At 69.8% G+C, this 17,638-nt stretch carries 11 protein-coding genes; 5 read left to right on the top strand and 6 right to left on the bottom strand.

Annotation, left to right across the window (positions count from 1 at the left end):
• Positions 1-292 precede the first annotated feature (292 nt).
• From C2868_RS08225 to C2868_RS08235, 3 genes are all read right to left on the bottom strand, one after another.
• Entirely contained in the window at positions 293-1,006 is a 714-nt protein-coding gene (locus C2868_RS08225) for an SOS response-associated peptidase (RefSeq protein WP_100810574.1), read from the bottom strand.
• 156 nt (positions 1,007-1,162) lie between these two features.
• On the bottom strand, positions 1,163-2,197 hold the full coding sequence (locus tag C2868_RS08230) for an App1 family protein (protein WP_100810575.1): 1,035 nt from the start codon (positions 2,195-2,197) through the stop codon (positions 1,163-1,165).
• A 5-nt stretch (positions 2,198-2,202) separates the two neighbouring features.
• Positions 2,203-2,868, bottom strand: coding sequence for a DedA family protein (locus C2868_RS08235; protein ID WP_100810576.1), 666 nt, complete (start codon positions 2,866-2,868; stop codon positions 2,203-2,205).
• A 41-nt stretch (positions 2,869-2,909) separates the two neighbouring features.
• Between C2868_RS08235 and C2868_RS08240 the strand changes: the two genes are divergently transcribed.
• The 5 genes from C2868_RS08240 to holA all read left to right on the top strand — a co-directional run bounded on the left by C2868_RS08240 (position 2,910) and on the right by holA (position 11,469).
• A complete protein-coding gene (locus C2868_RS08240; protein WP_100810577.1) occupies positions 2,910-4,286 on the top strand; it encodes an anthranilate synthase component I family protein in 1,377 nt (458 codons plus the stop codon).
• 199 nt (positions 4,287-4,485) lie between these two features.
• The gene (gene leuS / locus C2868_RS08245) at positions 4,486-7,020 is read left to right on the top strand and encodes a leucine--tRNA ligase (RefSeq protein WP_374935769.1); all 2,535 of its coding nucleotides are present in this window, start codon (positions 4,486-4,488) and stop codon (positions 7,018-7,020) included.
• Positions 7,021-7,242: 222 nt separating this feature from the next.
• A complete protein-coding gene (locus C2868_RS08250; RefSeq protein ID WP_100811296.1) occupies positions 7,243-7,866 on the top strand; it encodes a helix-hairpin-helix domain-containing protein in 624 nt (207 codons plus the stop codon).
• A 182-nt stretch (positions 7,867-8,048) separates the two neighbouring features.
• Complete coding sequence (locus tag C2868_RS08255) at positions 8,049-10,328, top strand: ComEC/Rec2 family competence protein (protein WP_181003394.1); 2,280 nt, start codon at positions 8,049-8,051, stop codon at positions 10,326-10,328.
• Between the two features lie 85 nt (positions 10,329-10,413).
• Positions 10,414-11,469 carry a DNA polymerase III subunit delta gene (gene holA, locus C2868_RS08260; RefSeq protein WP_100810580.1) on the top strand — a complete coding sequence of 352 codons (1,056 nt, stop codon included), beginning with the start codon at positions 10,414-10,416 and terminating at the stop codon, positions 11,467-11,469.
• A 70-nt stretch (positions 11,470-11,539) separates the two neighbouring features.
• On the opposite strand, the gene rpsT is transcribed toward holA, so the two are convergent.
• The 3 genes from rpsT to C2868_RS08275 all read right to left on the bottom strand — a co-directional run bounded on the left by rpsT (position 11,540) and on the right by C2868_RS08275 (position 17,638).
• A complete protein-coding gene (gene rpsT / locus C2868_RS08265) occupies positions 11,540-11,800 on the bottom strand; it encodes a 30S ribosomal protein S20 (protein WP_100810581.1) in 261 nt (86 codons plus the stop codon).
• 122 nt (positions 11,801-11,922) lie between these two features.
• Complete coding sequence (locus tag C2868_RS08270) at positions 11,923-12,714, bottom strand: alpha/beta fold hydrolase (RefSeq protein WP_100810582.1); 792 nt, start codon at positions 12,712-12,714, stop codon at positions 11,923-11,925.
• A gap of 175 nt (positions 12,715-12,889) precedes the next feature.
• Positions 12,890-17,638, bottom strand: a complete 4,749-nt coding sequence (locus C2868_RS08275; RefSeq protein WP_100811297.1) for an ExeM/NucH family extracellular endonuclease — start codon at positions 17,636-17,638, stop codon at positions 12,890-12,892.

Raw genomic sequence — 17,638 nt, forward strand, 5'->3', positions numbered from 1 at the left:
GCCCGCACCTCGATCAGTTTCGGCAACAATGCGTTCATCCGCTCATCAGCCCGAAGTCGGGCAATCAGTGCGGTTTCGGTCATGCATCCATCATCCGACCAACCACCGACATCCCCACCCCGAAAAGCACGCCGACCAGCCCTTCCCAGATGAGAAGAACATGAGAAAACCGGAACCTGAGGATGCGTCACTCAGACGGGTTCAGCGGCGTCGAACCCTCGTCGAACTGTCATGAAATGCTCTATCTGGTCGCGATATGCAGCAGTCTGTGACAGGTCGATCGGCGGTGCGTCTACGATTCCACGCGCTCGATGAGTTCGGGCCCGTCGTTGCGGACGTTGCCCACGGCGCGGCTGACGACGTAGTTGTCGAGCGTGGCGGCGACGGATGGTGCAGCGTCGATCGCGGCGTCGAGCACGTCGCCGATGTTGTCGGTGTCGGTGTCCAGCCACGCCTCGGCGTGGTCCATGTCGACGAACAGCGGCATGCGGTCGTGGATCGAACCGAGGTCGCCGATCGCATCGCGGGTCAGGATCGTGAAGCTGAGCACCCAACGCGTGGGGTCGTCGTCCGCGGCGGCTGGGTTCTTCCACCACTCGTAGAGCCCCGCCATGAGCAGGGGCGAGTCATCGGCGGGGTGGATGTAGTGGGGCACCTTGCCGTCGTCGGTCGCCTTCCACTCGTAGTAGCCCGAGGTCGGCACGATCGCGCGACGCTTCTCGAGAGCACCGCGGAACATCGGTTTGTCTTCGATCTCTTCGGAACGCGCATTGAACGCACGTGACCCGATCGAGACATCCTTCGCCCAGCTGGGCACGAGGCCCCAGCGCGCGGCTTCGAGGCGACGGGTGGGCGGGTCGGTCTTGGCCGAGTCGAGGACGATCGCCGCACGATCGGTTGGCGCGATGTTGTAGGACGGCTCCGGCAGATCTTCGGCCACCGTGTCGACGTCAAGCAGGGCCGTCAGGTCGGCCGGAGGTCTGGTCACCACGAAGCGTCCGCACATGTCACAAACCCTACGCCGGGGCTCCGACTCCGGGGCGGACGAGGCTCATGCCGGCGTAGGGGACAGCATCCCCATGAATCCAGGAAAGGAACGCCGAGTGGCCCGACATCCGACGGTCGGTGCTGCATCCGCCGCCGCGTAATCGGCCCGCGTGCGTCAGACCACGCCGGCACTCTCGAGCTGGTCCAGGATTCCCGCACCATCCGAGGCAGTGACCCACAGGGCGTGAGCGTCGGAGTGGTCGTCGACGGTCTGGCGGCCACCGGCGAGGACGGCCTCGGTGGTGGACAGGCGACGGATGGCGACGGCCGAGACATGTCCCGGGTGCTCCTTGGCGAACTCGGTGTAGATCGCCTCGTCGTGCTGCCCGTCATCGCCGATCAGCAGCCACTGCACCTGCGGAAACTCCGTCGCGAGGCGCCGCAGATTGTCGAGCTTGTGCACGCGACCGCTGCGGAACCACCGGTCGTGCGTCGGGCCCCAGTCGGTCAGCAGGATCCCGCCAGGCGGGAAGAGGTGACGGGAGAGGAAGCGTGTGAGGGTCGGCGCGATGTTCCACGCGCCGGTCGAGAGGTAGATCATCGGAGCGCCCGGATGGCTGCGCACCAGACGCTCGAGCAGCACGGCCATGCCGGGCACCGGCAGGCGCGCGTGCTCGTCGACGACGAACGAGTTCCACGCGGCGATGAGCGGACGGGGGAGTGCCGTGACCATGACGGTGTCGTCGACATCCGAGACCACGCCGAATCTGACATCCGAGCCGACGATGAACACGCGGGCCTCGACCGGCTCGCTGCCCTCGACGGACAGCTCCAGGGCCTGCCATCCGGGCTCGAGCTCGGCCTGCACGACCGTGTCGACGACACCACCGCGGTCGGAGACGACGGTGTGTGTGCGCCCCGCGATCGAGATCTTCACCTCGGAGTAGCCGACCGGGATGCTGATGAAGCTGCGCCATCCGCGCAGGCTGCTGATCTCGCCGGACTTCGTGTCGCGCGGGGGTCGCACGATCAAGACACGCCCGACGACGCGAACCCAACCCTCGCCGCCGTACCCGGGGAAAGGGACGATGCTCGCGCTCAGCCCGCGGCGGCGGGCACGCTTCTCGCGCCAAGCGTGGAATCGGTGCTCGAGTCTCGCCAACCAGAGGATCTTGGCGGGGAGAGCGGGGGCCTGCGTCGAAGTGGGCATCGCCCTCAGTCTTTCATGGCCTCCGGCGCATCCTCATCGTGCAGGTGACGGCGTTCGATACGTTCGATGACCTTCTTGCCAACGAACACGAGCACGATGAACAGCACGATGACGCCCACGAAGATGTACCCGGCGAAATGGACCCTGTCGGCGAGCTCGCGATACGTCCCCGCGGCGGCCGCGGCGAACGAGACATAGAGCGTCGCCCACAGGATGCAGGCGGGCGCTGTCCACGCGAGAAAGCGCCGGTAGGAGTAACCGCTCATGCCGACGGTCAGGGGCACGAGCGAGTGCAGCACGGGTAGGAAGCGCGACAGGAAGATCGCCGGTCCGCCGCGTCGGCGCAGGTAGCGCTCCGAACGTTCCCAGTTGGCCTCGCCGATCCGCGCACCGAGACGCGACGCGCGGATGCGTGGGCCGAGCCAGCGGCCGATCCAGAACCCGATGCTCTCGCCGATGAGCGCCCCGATGACGACGGCCACACCGAGCAGCACACCCTCGAGCGGGGACGACACCGCGGTCGCCGCCACGATCACGGTCGTGTCGCCCGGCACGACCAGTCCGATCAGGATGCTCGTCTCGAGCATGATCGCGACACCCGCCAGCAGCGTGCGCAACACCGGATCGACGCTCTGGACCGAGTCCAGCAGCCACGACAGGAACTCGTTCACGCGTCGAGCCTACGATGTCGGGCTCCCCGTACCCTGGGTGAGTGCCCCAGGATCTCGCCGTCGAGCGCCTCACCGATTGGGTCGAGCCCGCAGCGGTGTTCGCCGTGCTCGAGCCCGCGCATCCGGACGTGTTCTGGTTGGACGCCGGTGCCGGAACGGCATCGGGGTGGAGCTTCGTCGGGCATGGCTCGCCCGCGAACGTGGACGACGTGCGGGGCGTCCGCCTCGCGGGGGCACCGTCGGGCGATCGGGTGGAGTGGCCTGCGGGCCCCTTTCGAGGTGGCTGGGTCGGCTGGTTCGCGTACGACCCCGCGGCCGAGCGCGCGGGTGCCCCGGCCCGCAGCGCCGCGAGCGACGCCCACCGGGGCGGACCGGATCAGGATGCCTGGATGCACGCCCGCGCCTGGGTCGCCTTCGATCACGCCACCCGCCGGGCCTGGGCGATCGCGGCCGGATCCGACCTGGCGTCGTGGGCGGCCGAGATCCGCGCAGCCCGACACCGGACCCCCCAGCCCACTCCCGCCCTCGCGCCCGCACCCGCACCCACCCCCGCCCTCGCACCCGCACCCGCCCTCGCACCGAGGATCGCCACCTCGCGGCACGTCCCCGACGAGTACGAGGCGCTGATCGGGCGGTGCCACGACGCGATCCGGGTGGGCGACGCGTACCAGTTGTGCCTGACGACGCGGTTCGAGGTTGAGACATCCGAATCCGCCGTCGCCGTCTACGGCCGGCTGCGCGCCTCGAGTCCCGCGCACCACGGTGGATTCGTGCGCATCGGGGGAGTGAGTCTGCTGAGCGCGAGCCCCGAGGAGTTCCTCGCCGTCGGCGACGGGATCGTGCGCACGCGGCCGATCAAGGGCACCCGGCCGCGGGGCACGGATCCCGACGCGGACGCCGCGCTGGCCCGCGAACTGCTCGCCAGCGAGAAGGAACGCGCCGAGAACGTCATGATCGTCGACCTGATGCGCAACGACCTGTCGCGTGTGTGCGAGGTCGGAACGGTGCGGGTCGACGCGCTGCTCGCGGTCGAGACGTACCCGCACGTGCATCAGCTCGTCAGCACCGTCTCGGGGCAGCTGCGCCCGGGCAGCACGGCCGGAGAACTGCTCGACCGGGCATTCCCGGCCGGATCGATGACCGGTGCACCGAAGCTCTCGGCGATGACGATCCTGCAGGCGCTCGAGGCGGGACCGCGCGGGATCTACGCCGGATGCTTCGGGTGGATCGGCGTCGACGGCACCCTCGATCTCGCCATGGTCATCCGCTCGATCGTCATGAGGGACGGCCACGCGATCGTCGGAGCGGGCGGAGGCATCACCTGGTCGTCCGTGCCCGGTGAAGAGGTGCGCGAGGTGGGCATCAAGGCGCGCGCCCCGCTGGCCGCGCTCGGGGCCGAACTGCCCGCCGGTTGGTGACAGTCGCCGGTGGAAGGGCCTCATCCACCGTCCGGCAAGGGCCCCAGACGGGTCCGGTAACCTGGAAAGAGCGCCCGCGCGCATCCCGAACCCCCCGCTCGATTGGTTTTCTGTGTCCCAGACCGTTCCCACCGACAACGCTCCCGCCGATCCTTCCGGCGGTGCTCCGGGCGATGGCGCGCACTACGACGCCGCCGCGATCCAGGCGAAGTGGCAGGCCGCATGGGAGGCGAAAGACCCCTTCCGTGCCGGTGGCGAAGGCGACACCCGCCCGCGCAAATACGTGTTGGGCATGTTCCCGTACCCGTCGGGCGACATGCACATGGGGCACGCGGAGAACTACGCCTACGTCGACACGGTGGCCCGGTTCTGGCGCCACCGCGGCTACAACGTGCTCAACCCGATCGGCTGGGACTCGTTCGGCCTGCCCGCCGAGAACGCGGCGATCCAGCGCGGCGTCGACCCGCGTGAGTGGACCTACGCGAACATCGGTCAGCAGAAGACGAGCCTGCGCGCCTTCGGCACGTCGTACGACTGGAGCCGCGTGCTCCACACGAGCGACGAGGACTACTACCGCTGGAACCAGTGGCTGTTCCTGAAGCTCTACGAGCGCGGGCTCGCCTACCGCAAGGACGCCCTGGTCAACTGGGATCCCGTGGACCAGACCGTGCTCGCCAACGAGCAGGTGCTGCCGGATGGCACGTCCGACCGCAGCGGCGCGATGGTCGAGAAGAAGAAGCTCACGCAGTGGTTCTTCAAGATCACCGACTACGCCGACCGGCTGCTCGACGACCTCAACCAGCTCGAGGGATTCTGGCCGCAGAAGGTCATCCAGATGCAGCGCAATTGGATCGGCCGCTCGGTGGGTGCCGACATCGACTTCGAGATCGAGGGCCACCCCGACATCGTGACGGTGTTCTCGACGCGCCCCGACACCCTGTACGGCGCGACGTTCTTCGTCGTCGCGCCCGATTCCGATCTGGCTCAGCAGCTCGTCGCCGACGCCGAGCCCGACGTTCGTGAGCGCTTCACGACGTATCTGGACGGCGTGCGCCGCGCGACCGACATCGAGCGTCAGAGCACGGATCGCCCGAAGACGGGCGTGTTCCTCGGGCGTTACGCCATCAACCCCGTCAACGGGGCGCGCCTGCCGATCTGGGCCGCGGACTACGTGCTCGCCGACTACGGACACGGCGCCGTCATGGCCGTACCGGCCCACGACCAGCGCGACCTCGACTTCGCCCGTGCCTTCGACCTGCCCATCACGGTCGTGGTCGACACGACGGCCCCCATCACGGGTGCGATTCCCGTGATCGAGCTCGACGACGACGGCGTTCCGATCGATCCCGGTGCCGAAGCATCCGGTCTCGACGACATCGACCCGGCTCGCACGGGCATCGCCCTGACGGGTGAGGGACGGATGATCAACTCCGGTCCCCTCGACGGGCTGTCGAAGCGCACCGCGATCGCGCGCAGCATCGAGCAGCTCGAGTCGATCGGCAAGGGCCGCGCGGCCAAGTCGTACCGCCTGCGCGACTGGCTGATCTCGCGCCAGCGCTTCTGGGGCACCCCGATCCCGATGCTGCACTTGGAAGACGGCACGATCGTCCCGGTTGCCGAAGACCAGCTGCCGATCCGGCTGCCCGACGCGCAGGGTCTCGATCTGACTCCCAAGGGTGCCTCGCCCCTGGGAGCGGCCGAGAACTGGGTCAACACGGTCGATCCCGCATCCGGTGCTCCGGCCCGTCGCGACCCCGACACGATGGACACGTTCGTCGACAGCTCGTGGTACTTCCTGCGCTTCCTCTCGCCGGGCGACGACACACGCGCGTTCGACCCGCGCGAGGCGCAGCGGTGGGCCCCCGTCGATTCGTACATCGGCGGCGTCGAGCACGCGATCCTGCACCTGCTGTACGCGCGCTTCATCACCAAGGTGCTGTTCGACATGGGGCTGGTGGACTTCACCGAGCCGTTCTCGTCGCTGATCAACCAGGGCATGGTTCTGCTCGGCGGCACCAAGATGTCGAAGAGCAAGGGCAACCTGGTCGAGTTCGCCGCGAGCATGGAGTCCCCGGGTGCCGACGCGGTACGCGTGGCGATCGCATTCGCGGGCCCGGTCGAGGACGACATCGAGTGGGAGGATGTCTCGACCAGCGGCGCACAGAAGTTCCTCGCCCGTGCCTGGCGCGTCGCGAACGACGTCGACAGCGACCCGAGCGTGATCTGGGCCGAGGGCGATCCGGCTCTCCGCCGCGTGACGCACCGCCTGCTGGCGGATGCGCCCGGACTCGTCGAGCAGACCAAGTTCAACGTCGTGATCGCACGCCTGATGGAGCTCGTCAACGCGACGCGCAAGGCGATCGACACGGGCGCCGGACCCAGCGACCCCGCCGTGCGGGAGGCCGCCGAGGTCACCGCGATGATCCTCGATCTGTTCGCGCCGCACACGGCGGAGGAGATGTGGGAGATGCTCGGCTACGAGCCGTTCGTCGGTCTCGTGCCGTGGCGTCAGGCCGACCCGATGCTGCTGGTCGAAGAGAACGTGACCGCGGTCGTGCAGGTCGACGGCAAGGTGCGTGGAACGCTCGAGGTGCCCGCTCGGATCGGGGCGGACGAGCTCGAGCAGCTCGCGCGCGCCGACGCCAAGGTGCTGCGCTCGATCGGTGACCGCGAGATCGTCAAGGTCATCGTGCGCGCCCCGAAGGTCGTCTCGATCGCGACGCGCCCGGCCTGACCCTCTTCACTCCTGAGCGCGAAACTTCAGCTCTGTCACGTTTCGAGGGTGAAACGCTGACATAGCTGAAGTCTCGCGCGGAGAGTCGTGTCCTCCCCAATGGGCAGGGCGCGGGAGGTGCCACTGATGCGGGTGGCGAACGGATGCCGGGGGCCGAGGCATCCGTAGCGTGACGGAGTGGCGCGCGACAATCCTCCGAACCCGGCCGCCGACGAGAGCACCGTGGACGGCCCCGGCGATGCCTACGCGCGCGCATCGCCGCGTGCTCGGGCCCTGGTCGGCGCCGTCGTCGTGGTGCTGCTGGTGGCGCTCGGCATCACGGTCGCCGTCGGGATCGTGCAGTCGGGCGGCAGCGCCGCCGAGGTCGTCCCGATCGATCAGACGACCGGCCCGGATGGCACGGACGTTACGGCCGGCACGCTCTACGTCCACGTCTCGGGCGCGGTTGCGCGGCCGGGCCTGTACCGGCTCGAGGGAGGGGCGCGGCTGGTTGACGCGGTCGCCGCAGCGGGCGGATTCGCGGAGGACGCGGACGATGCCGGGGTGAACCTGGCGCGGACCGTTTCGGACGGCGAGCAGGTCGTCGTGCCCGTGAAGGGCGAAGCCGCGGCGGCATCTGGCGCGCTGGGAGGGGCGGGGGCGGGCGGCGGAGACGGGCGCGTGAACCTGAACACCGCAACCGTCGCCGAACTCGACACCCTGCCGCGGGTCGGGCCCGCGATCGCGCAGCGGATCGTCGATTGGCGCACGACGAACGGGCGCTTCTCGAGCGTCGATGACCTGCTCTCGGTACCCGGCATCGGCGAGAAGATGCTCGAATCGCTCCGGCCCCTCGTGGTCCTGTGAATGAGCATCGTGCGATGAAGAGACGTGGTCGCTCGGCGGTGGAGGCGGCCCGCGTTGTTTCCGGGGACTCTTCCGGGCCGCGCGGCGTGCGATCTGGAGAGCGACGCGCCGAGGGCCCTGGCGCGCGACCCCGTGTGCGACCTGGGGCGGCCCCGCTCGTCATCCCCGCGGTCACGGCGTGGGTGGCAGCACTGATCCTCGTGATCGTTCCCGAAACGGCGGCGTGGGTGGCACTCGGGGCGGTGGCGGTGCTCGTGGTGACCCTGATCATCCTCCTCCGCCGCCCGTCGATCGCGCTCGTCGTCCTGGCGATGTCGATCGTGATCTCCGGATGCGTAGCGGCGCAGGTGGCTCTCGTTGCGGGCGAGCGTGCGAGCGCCGTCGCTTTCGTCGGCGAAGGTGGGCGCGCCGTCGAGATCGACGGCGTCGTGAGTACGAAGATCGAGCCCGCGAAGGCCGGATCGGTGCGGTTCGAGGTGGACACGCGGGTCGTGCGCGTGGGCGGGCGCCCGCTCGAGGCATCCGTTCCGCTCACGATCTGGGTCGATGCGCGCACGCTTTCCGCCGTTCGGGCGCCGGACGCCCTCGATCTCGGGAGCCGCGTGACGGTCCGTGGGTCGGGGCGCGAGACGGACGCCGGGAATCGGGCCGTGCTGATCGTCTTCGCGACGTCGGTACGTGTCGACGCGCCGCCGCCCGGTGCACTCGGGCTGACAGCGGACCTGCGCCAACGGTTCGTGGATCGGGCATCGGCGCTGCCGGGAGCGGGTGCCGGCCTCGTGCCGGGGCTGGCGGTCGGCGACACATCCGGAGTGTCGGACGAACTCGACGAGCAGATGCGCACGAGTTCGCTCAGCCATCTGACGGCGGTTTCGGGTGCGAACTGCGCCGTCGTCGTTGCACTGACCTTCGCCCTCGCGGGTCTGCTGCGGCTACCGCGGATCGCTCGCGTGGTTCTCGCGCTCACGACCCTCGGATGGTTCGTGCTGCTCGTCACCCCCGAGCCGAGCGTGATCCGCGCGGCCGCGATGACGACGATCGCGCTGCTCGCGCTGGCCGCGGACCGCGCAGGTTCGGGACTCGCGGTGCTCGCGCTGGCCGTCGCGGCGCTGCTCGTCAGCGACCCCTGGCTCGCGCACTCGCTCGGGTTCGCCCTGTCGGCCGCGGCGACGGCCGGGCTGCTCGTGCTGAGCCGTCCCCTCGCGACCGCGTTCGCGCGGGCGCTGCCCGCTCCGCTGGCGGTCGCGCTGTCGGTTCCCGCCGCGGCGCAGTTGGCGTGCGGGCCGTTGCTCGTGCTGATCGATCCGCGGATCCCCGCCTACGGAATCGTCGCCAACCTGCTCGCCGGACCCGCCGCTCCGGTCGCGACGCTCGTCGGCCTGGCCGCTTGTCTGCTCGGGTTCGCCGCGCCGATCGCGGACGTGCTGACGTGGGTCGCGTGGGTGCCGGCATCCTGGATCGCGGGCGTTGCGTCGGTGCTGTCGGGGCTACCCGGGGCCGACCTGCCCTGGCCCGGCGGGGTGCTGGGCGCGGGGGCTCTTGCCATTGCGAGTGCGGCGCTGGTGTTCGCGCTCGTGGTGCGTCCGCGGACGGCCATGGCTCGGCGGGCCCGCGTGGGCATCGCTTTCGGGGTGGTCGCGGCATCCGGGATCGCCGTCGGGGGAGTGCTGCTCGATCGGCCGCTCGCGCCGTTGACGGTGCCGGGTGAGTGGAGCATCGCCCAGTGCGACATCGGACAGGGTGATGCCGTGCTGCTTCGCTCGGGCGGCGCCATCGCCCTGATCGACACCGGGCCCGACGTCGGCCTGCTCGAGGACTGCCTGGCCCGGACGGGCGTGGATCGGATCGATCTGCTCGTTCTGACCCACTTCGACCTCGACCATGTCGGCGCGGTCGGTGCACTCATCGGGCGCGTCGGCACCGTGATTCACGGGCCGCCGGGAGAGCCCGCGGACGAGCGGATGGTCCGAGACCTCGCCCGTGCCGGTGCCCGGGCCGTGCGGGGCGTGGCGGGTATGACCGGGGTGCTCGGTGCGGCACGCTGGAAGATCCTGTGGCCGAATGCCGGACGGTCGCCGTTCGAGCCGGGCAACGACCTGAGCATCGTGCTCGACGTCGCGCGTGCGGACGGCGGGATGCCGCGCGGGTTGTTCCTCGGGGACCTCTCCGCGGTCGCCCAACGTGCGCTCGGGGCGACGGGCCGGGTGCGCGGAACATTCGACGTCGTGAAGGTCGCGCACCACGGCAGCGCGGATCAGGATCCGGAGTTCTACGGTGACGTCCACGCATCCCTCGCTCTGATCGGTGTCGGGGCGGACAACGACTACGGGCATCCACGTGCCGAGCTCCTCGATCGGCTCACGAGCGCGGGGACGACGATCGTGCGTTCGGATGTCGATGGTCTGGGGCTGGTGCGCCGCACCGACGCCGGGCTCGAGGTGTGGCGCGCAAACGCCGGGTGAGCGGCCGGGCTGCGGATGCCGTTGGGGCATCGCGCCGTCGCCTCGATGCGGTCCGCGATGTCGGCGCCGTCAGTAGGCTGGGGGAATGGCGACACGATCGGCTCGGACACCGGCCAAGGCGACCGCGAGCCGCATCCCGCAGGTGTCGTGGCGCCGGCCCGAACCCGCCCCGATCGTGCTGGTCTCCGGTCCCGAAGAGGTCTGCGCCGAGCGCGCGATCGCCGGGCTGCGCGACTACCTGCGCGCCGAGGATCCGTCCCTCGAGGTCTCGGATGTCCGGGCCGACGCATACGCGCCGGGGACCCTGCTCGGGGTCACGTCGCCGTCGTTGTTCGGCGAGCCGCGGCTGATCCGGGTCGGCGGCGTCGAGAAGTGTACCGACGAGTTCCTGGCCGAGGCGCTGTCGTACCTCGCTCAGCCGCAGGAGGGTGCGACCGTCGTGCTGCGCCACACGGGCGCGAGTGTGCGCGGCAAGAAGCTGCTCGATGCGATCCGCAGCGGCCAGGGCGGGGGAGTCGAGATCGCCTGCGCCGCGGTCAAGCGCGACTCCGATCGGTACGACTTCGCCGCGGGCGAGTTCCACGCGGCGCAGCGCCGGATCGCCCCACCCGCGCTCCGGGCGCTGACCTCGGCCTTCGCCGACGATCTGACCGAGCTCGCCGCCGCGTGTCAGCAGCTGATCGCCGATGTGGACGGCGACATCACCGCCGACATCGTGCAGCGCTACTACGGCGGCCGGGTCGAGACATCCGCTTTCGCCGTCGCCGACACCGCGATCGCCGGGCGCTACGGCGAGGCTCTCGTCGCCCTGCGTCATGCTCTTGCCTCGGGTGCTGACCCCGTGCCGATGGTCGCGGCCCTCGCTTCGAAGCTGCGGTCGATGGCGCGGGTCGCCGGAACGCGCGAGTCATCCGCTCAGCTGGCGGCCCGCCTCGGCATGAAGGACTGGCAGGTCGATCGGGCGCGACGCGACCTGGTCGGGTGGAGCGACGACCAGCTCGGGCTCGCGATCCAGGCGGCGGCCCGTGCGGACGCCGAGGTCAAGGGCGCTTCGCGCGATCCGGTGTTCGCCCTCGAGCGCTTGCTGACGGTGGTCGCGACCCGCACCCCGTTCCCCGGCGGTCCCGCGCCCCGCCGCTGACCTGCACGGGCATCCCATCAACGACGAAGGCCCGCCCCCGGGGGGACGGGCCTTCGTGAACGCGTTCGGATCAGAGCGCAGCAACCTGCTTGGCGATCGCCGACTTGCGGTTCGCGGCCTGGTTCTGGTGGATGACACCCTTGCTGACGGCCTTGTCGAGCTTCTTGGTCGCGGTGAGCAGGGCTGCCTCGGCGGCCGCCTTGTCGCCGGCGGCGGTTGCCTCGCGGGTGCGACGGATCGCCGTCTTCAGCTGCGTCTTGACGGCCTTGTTGCGCTCGTTCGCTTTCGCGTTGGTCTTGTTGCGCTTGATCTGCGACTTGATGTTTGCCACTGTGTCGAGTCTTTCGTTCGAGGAGAGTTTGGATGTGTTTGCCGGGCCGCAGAAGAGGGCTGCCGCACGGCGATCGTGAGGGTGGGATACCCACACGCAAGCCAATCAAAGAGTCTAGCAGGTCAGCGCCCGCGGACCCTGCGCGTCGGCCGCGCAGCGCCCTCGGCATCCGTCTCGTGCGACCGCGGTGCATCCGTCCCCGCTTCGATCGTGGCGATGGCGAGATCGAGCAGCGCGTTGAAGACGCGGGGGCGCATGGCGGTGACGAGGTGGCTCGTCCGCGGCACGATGATCAGCTCGGCCTGGGGCGTGAGGCGCATGAAGAGCCGCTCGTTGAGCCGCATCTGGTCGTACTGTCCGTTGATGAACCACACCGGCACATCGATACGACGCAGCGCCGTCAACAGGTCGAGCACCGAGAGTGAGCGCAGGGTCGCGTCCTGCGCGTCGAGCGCGTACCCGCCGGCGCCGAAGTCTGCCCGCGTCTCGGCGGGGAGCGTGCGGTAGAGGATCTGGTTCGTCAGCCACATTCCGCGGTCGGGCAGACGGTCGAAGCCTCCCGTCAGCGCCCGGTACGCCGAGAGCCCCGCCGCGCGAGGCAGGGCGGTGCATCCGGCTCCGATGAAAGCGGCGACGGGCGGATGCTCCGGACCGCCCACGTACTCGGTGCACAGCAGCCCGCCCATGGAGTGGCCGACGAGCAGCACCGGACCGTCCTCGGCTGCGCGGCGGACCGCCCTGTCGATCGTGGCGAAGGCCTCGTCGATGTCGAATTCTTCGCCCATGCGGGTGCCGTGCGCGGGCAGATCGATCGCGTGTGCCCCGATGTCGCGCGCCTCGAGGTGTGCGACCTGCGCCCGCCACATCGTCGCGGAGGTGCGGATTCCGTGGACGAAGACCACCTGCACCGTCATGCATCCAGCCTAACTTCGCCGCCCGTGCCCGGACCTGCGCATCGAGAGGACGCAACATGCGGTGCTCCCTGGCGCCTCGACGGCATGTTGCGTCCTCTCGATGGCAAGACATGGGCTCCGGGCAGCGGAACGGCCCCCGCACCCGAGGATGCGAGGGCCGTTCCGGAGGAGGGGCCTAGAAGAGCACCCGCACGCTCTCCTTCTTGCTCGTCGATCCCTCGACCGCACCGGTGTTCGCGGGGACGAACTCCGCGGTGTACTTGTGCGTTCCGCGGCTCAGGCGGGGGAGGGTCTTCGATGCGATGCCCAGGCGGCTGACCTTGACCTCGGCGATCACCTTCGAGCCCTCGCGGAACACGACCGTGCCCGACGCGCGACCCTCGGACTGCGACACGTACGCGATGAGCGTCGCGTGCAGCAGGCCGTTGATCTGCACAGGGGGCAGGGCGACGAGCGTGGTCTTGCTCGTCACGAGCGGAACCGGCTGCTCGATGGTCAGCGGGACCGTCACCGTCGTGCCCGTCGCGGCTGTCAGAACCAGAGCGGATGCCCCGGCCGCTGTCCCCGCGGGGATCGTGACCGTAACCGTCGCCGCGCCCGCCGTGACGGGAACGGTGCCGAGCGACGTGCCGCCGAGCGAGACGTCGAGCGACGTCGTCTCGGGGGTGCCGCGGCTCGTCATGTTGAGCCCCGACACCGAGAACGACACCTGGGTGCCAGCCTCGGCCGACTCGGGCGCACCCTGCACGGCGACTGCGTGCTTGGCGTAGGACGGCGCGACCGGCGAGCTCTCGGCGAGGAAGTCCATCCACGCCTCGTAGTCGAGCAGACCGGTGTCGACGTAGTCGCTGCCCTGGGTGAAGACGCGGAAGTTGTCTCCACCCGTTGCGAGGAACGACGCCGTGCCGATGCGATAGTTCGCCGCGGGGTCGAGCGGCGCCCCGTTGATCGTGACCGAGGTGATGCGCGAGCCCTCGGGCAGCGTCGAGTCGAACGTGTAGGTCACGTTGTCCGACAGCCCGAGCTGCAGGTACGGCCGGCTCGGCACGTTGCCGCTCGCGTCCCGCTGCCACTGCTGCTCGAGGAGCGTCGTGAACTGTGCTCCCGTCAGCGTGACGAGGGCGAGGGTGTTGTTGAACGGCTGGACCGCGTTCGCCTGCGAGAACGAGATCGTGCCATCCGGCATCCCGGCCACGGCGCTCGCGCCGAACTCGGCCTGCGTGTCGAACAGGTCGGCACGAAGACCGCCCGGGTTCGTCACACCGATCTGCGCCCCGTTCGGCAGTGCCGACAGAGAGTCGAGGATCGATCCCGCAACGAGGTTGCCGAGAGCGGACTCCGATGCGCGGTCATCGCGTGACCCACCCGTCCACACACCGTCGACGAACGAACCGCCCGAGTACGCCGTGGTGATGTCGCCCGAGACCTCGGCGACCGACGTGTTGCCGATCTCGGCCGCGTAGGCGCGAGCCTGCGTGACGATGTCGTTCACGGTCGCAACCCGGGGGTACGTCGCGATGAGGTCGGCAGCCGGAGTCGTCGTGCGTGCGACGTTCTGTTCCGTGTGCGCCTGGACATCGCCCGTCTCGGGGTCGAGCGTCAGCGTGATCTTGCCGATCTTGGCGCCGTACGAACCCGTCTGGACGATCGGACGCGTGCGGTCGGTTCCGGGGATCGATGCCGACCACGCGTATTCCTTGTGCGTGTGGCCGGTGAAGATCGCGTCGACCTCGGCCGCCGTGTCCTCGACGATCTGGGCGAAGGCACCGCCACCGGCGATCTCCTCCTCGAGCGTGGCGCCATCCGGAGTCCCGGCACCCGCGCCCTCGTGGTACATCGCCACGAGCACATCGGCCTCGCCGTTCGCCTCGTTGCCGTCCGAGAGCTCGGCCGCAACGCGGTTGACGGCCTCGACCGGGTCACCGAACGACAGCGCCGTGATGCCCGCGGGTGAGACCAGAGCCGGTGTCTCCTCGGTCACGGCACCGATCACGCCGACGGTCAGACCGTCGACCTCGATCAGCGCGTACTCGTCGAGCGCGGGGGTCTCGGTGCCCGCCTGGTAGACGTTCGCGCCGAGGTACGAGAAGTCCGACTGGTCCTTCACGCGCCCGGAGAGATCGTCGAATCCGCGGTCGAACTCGTGGTTGCCCACGGCGGTCGTCGCGAGCTCGAGCGCGTTCAGCACATCGATCGTCGGCTTGTCCTGCGCGACCGAAGACGCGAACAGGGAGGCCCCGATGTTGTCGCCCGCCGAGAGGAACAGCGTCGGCCCGGATGCGGCATCCCGCAGCTGCTCGATGGTTCCGGCGAAGTTCACCGTGTTGGCGTCGATGCGACCGTGGAAGTCGTTGATGCCGAGCAGCGTCAGCTCGACCGGGGGCACTTCGGCGCTCAGGCCGACGATCACCGGGTCGTGGTCGGACGAACGGTACGGGCCGTCCTCGTAGAACAGCGTGCCGTGGTAGCCGTAGCGGCTGTACTCCAGCGCGACCGACTCTCCCGAGTTGATGTTCCAGATGTCTCCGCCCGTGGCGCGGGCGCGCGCCGCGTCGTTGAGCATGATGTGGTCGAGCGATCCCGAGAGTCCCGAGAACGAATAGCTCGACGAGTCGATCTCGAGGGCATCCTCGGCGTTCGCGTAGCCCGCGTCGTACAGCACCTGCAGCGGGTCTTCCTGACCGTAGGAGTTGAAGTCACCCGCGAGCAGGACCGCCTCGGTGTCGCCCTGGACCGAGGTGACCCAGTCGCGCAGTGCCGTGGCCTGACGCACGCGCGACTCGTTGGACGAGCCCTGTCCGTCGCCCTTGTCGGCGTCGCCCGGCCAGGGACCGGCCGAGCCCTTCGACTTGAAGTGGTTGACCACGAAGAGGAAGTCGGCGCCGCCGTCGACCGGGGCGAAGACCTGTCCGATCGGCTCGCGTGCGTTCTGGAACGCCTCGCCGTTGTCGCTCTGGTCACCCAGGGCGCGGGAGTCGCCGACCCGCTCGACGAGTGCCGGCTGGTAGATCATCGCGTTGGTGATGACGTCCTGTCCGGATGCCGCGGGCAGCTCGTCCGAGGAGGGCACGAACGCCCACTTCTCAGAACCGGCGGCCTCGTTCAGCGCGGCCACGAGCGTCGCGGTGGCCTCATCGACCGGCTCGCCGAGCGCGGCGGAGTTCTCGATCTCCATCAGACCGACGACCGAAGCGTCCAGTGCCTCGATCGCGGCCACGATCTTCGACTCCTGACGCGCGAAGTCCGCATCGTCCCAGGCACCGCGCTGGTCGCAGCCCTGTCGCACCGTGACGGGCTCGCCCGCCGCGGTCGAGTAGGCCTGGCAGCTCGCGTTCTCGTCGCCGAGGGTGGTGAAGTAGTTGAGCACGTTGAACGACGCGACGGAGACGTCGCCGCCCACGTTCTCGGGTGCGGCCGTGCGCGGGTTCGAGAACTGCACACCGTCGGTGCCCGAGCCATCCGCCGTCATGGGGGCGGTGGGGTTGAGCTTCCAGGCGTTGTTGCGGTAGTCGACGACCACGGGGGCCGAGAAGGTGGCGGATGCTCCGACCACGAGCGGCTCGACGAGCGAGACCCACGCGGGGGTCAGGCCGGCGTTCGCGGCGCTCAGGAAGTTGATCGAGGTTCCGTCGTCGAGGGTGACGGCGCGGGCCGCGTTGTCGGCCACGACCGCCGCCGCCTCGGGCGTGCCCGGGCGGGCGACATCCGTCGGCTGGCGCAGCGGCGTCGTGCCGGAAGCGAGCCCGACCTCGCCGTACTGGTTGGTCGAGTAGGTGTTCGAGACCGTGAAGTCTCCCTGGGGCTGCACGAGCATCGACTCGAGAGCCTCGCGCTGTGCGGCATCCGTGGGCCAACCGACCGTCGCGGGAACGGGCGTGACGCCCGCCTCGATGACGGTGGCGGCGCCCGGGGCGACGGTCAGCTCGGTGAGTCCGTTGTACTCGCTGACGACACCCGTGACGCGCACGGTCTGGCCCGGTGCGACCTCGCCGACGGCGCCGGGCGCGTAGACGAAGATCGCGTCGGAGGCGGTGTGGGTGGAGAAGTCGAGCGCTCCGCCCGTGCCGACCGTCTGGATCACGTAGCCGTTGAAGCCGCCGGTCGGGTAGTGCGCCGTGACGACACCCTCGGTCGTGACGGTCTGACCGGCGAGCGGCGACGCGTCACCCGTGCCCTGGATCGCGTCGATCGCGACGATCGTCGGCTCCTGCGGCTCTTCCGGATCGACGGGCTCTTCGGGGTCGACCGGCTCTTCGGGGTCGACGGGCTCTTCCGGCGTTCCGGTCGAGGATGCGGTGGGCGAGGGTGCCCCGGTCGTGAAGTCCGCGGCGTTGTCGGCCGTGTTCGTGTGCTCCGCGTTGCGCGAGACGCTGGTGGTGTTCGCCGTCCCCGGGGCGGGGGCCGTGCCGGCGAAGTCGCTCGCCGAGGATCCCCAGCCGACGAAGTCCACGACGGTCGGCGCGCCCGCGGCGTTGCCGGTCGAGCCGGTCAGTGCGGCGTCGGACGAGACGAGCGCGACCTTGGCGCTCGAGCCGCTCATCGTGATCGTGCCGGTCACATTCGGGGTCGGCAGCGGCGTCGTGCCGCCCGCGCCCGTAGCCTGCTGGATCAGGTAATAGTCGCCCGGCTCGATCGTGCCCGCGAGGGGCGTCTGCGTCCAGGTGTTGCCGCCCGACGAGGCGTACTGAACGGTCCATCCGTCGACGCTCACGGCGGCATCGCTCGTGTTGAACAGCTCGATGAAGTCGCTGGTGTACGTCGCGCCGGAGTTGCCTCCGCCGCCATACACCTCGTTGATCACGATCGCGGCGTCGGGGCTCACGGCGGCGGACGCCGCCAGGGGAGCCGCGCCGACGCCGGCGAGCGCGGTCGCCGAAACCGCGATGAGCGCGGCGATCCGGCGGCCGTGCGACCGGGGCGAGAT

The sequence above is a fragment of the Microbacterium sp. CJ77 genome (assembly GCF_002911615.1).
In the GTDB taxonomy this organism is placed as follows: domain Bacteria; phylum Actinomycetota; class Actinomycetes; order Actinomycetales; family Microbacteriaceae; genus Microbacterium.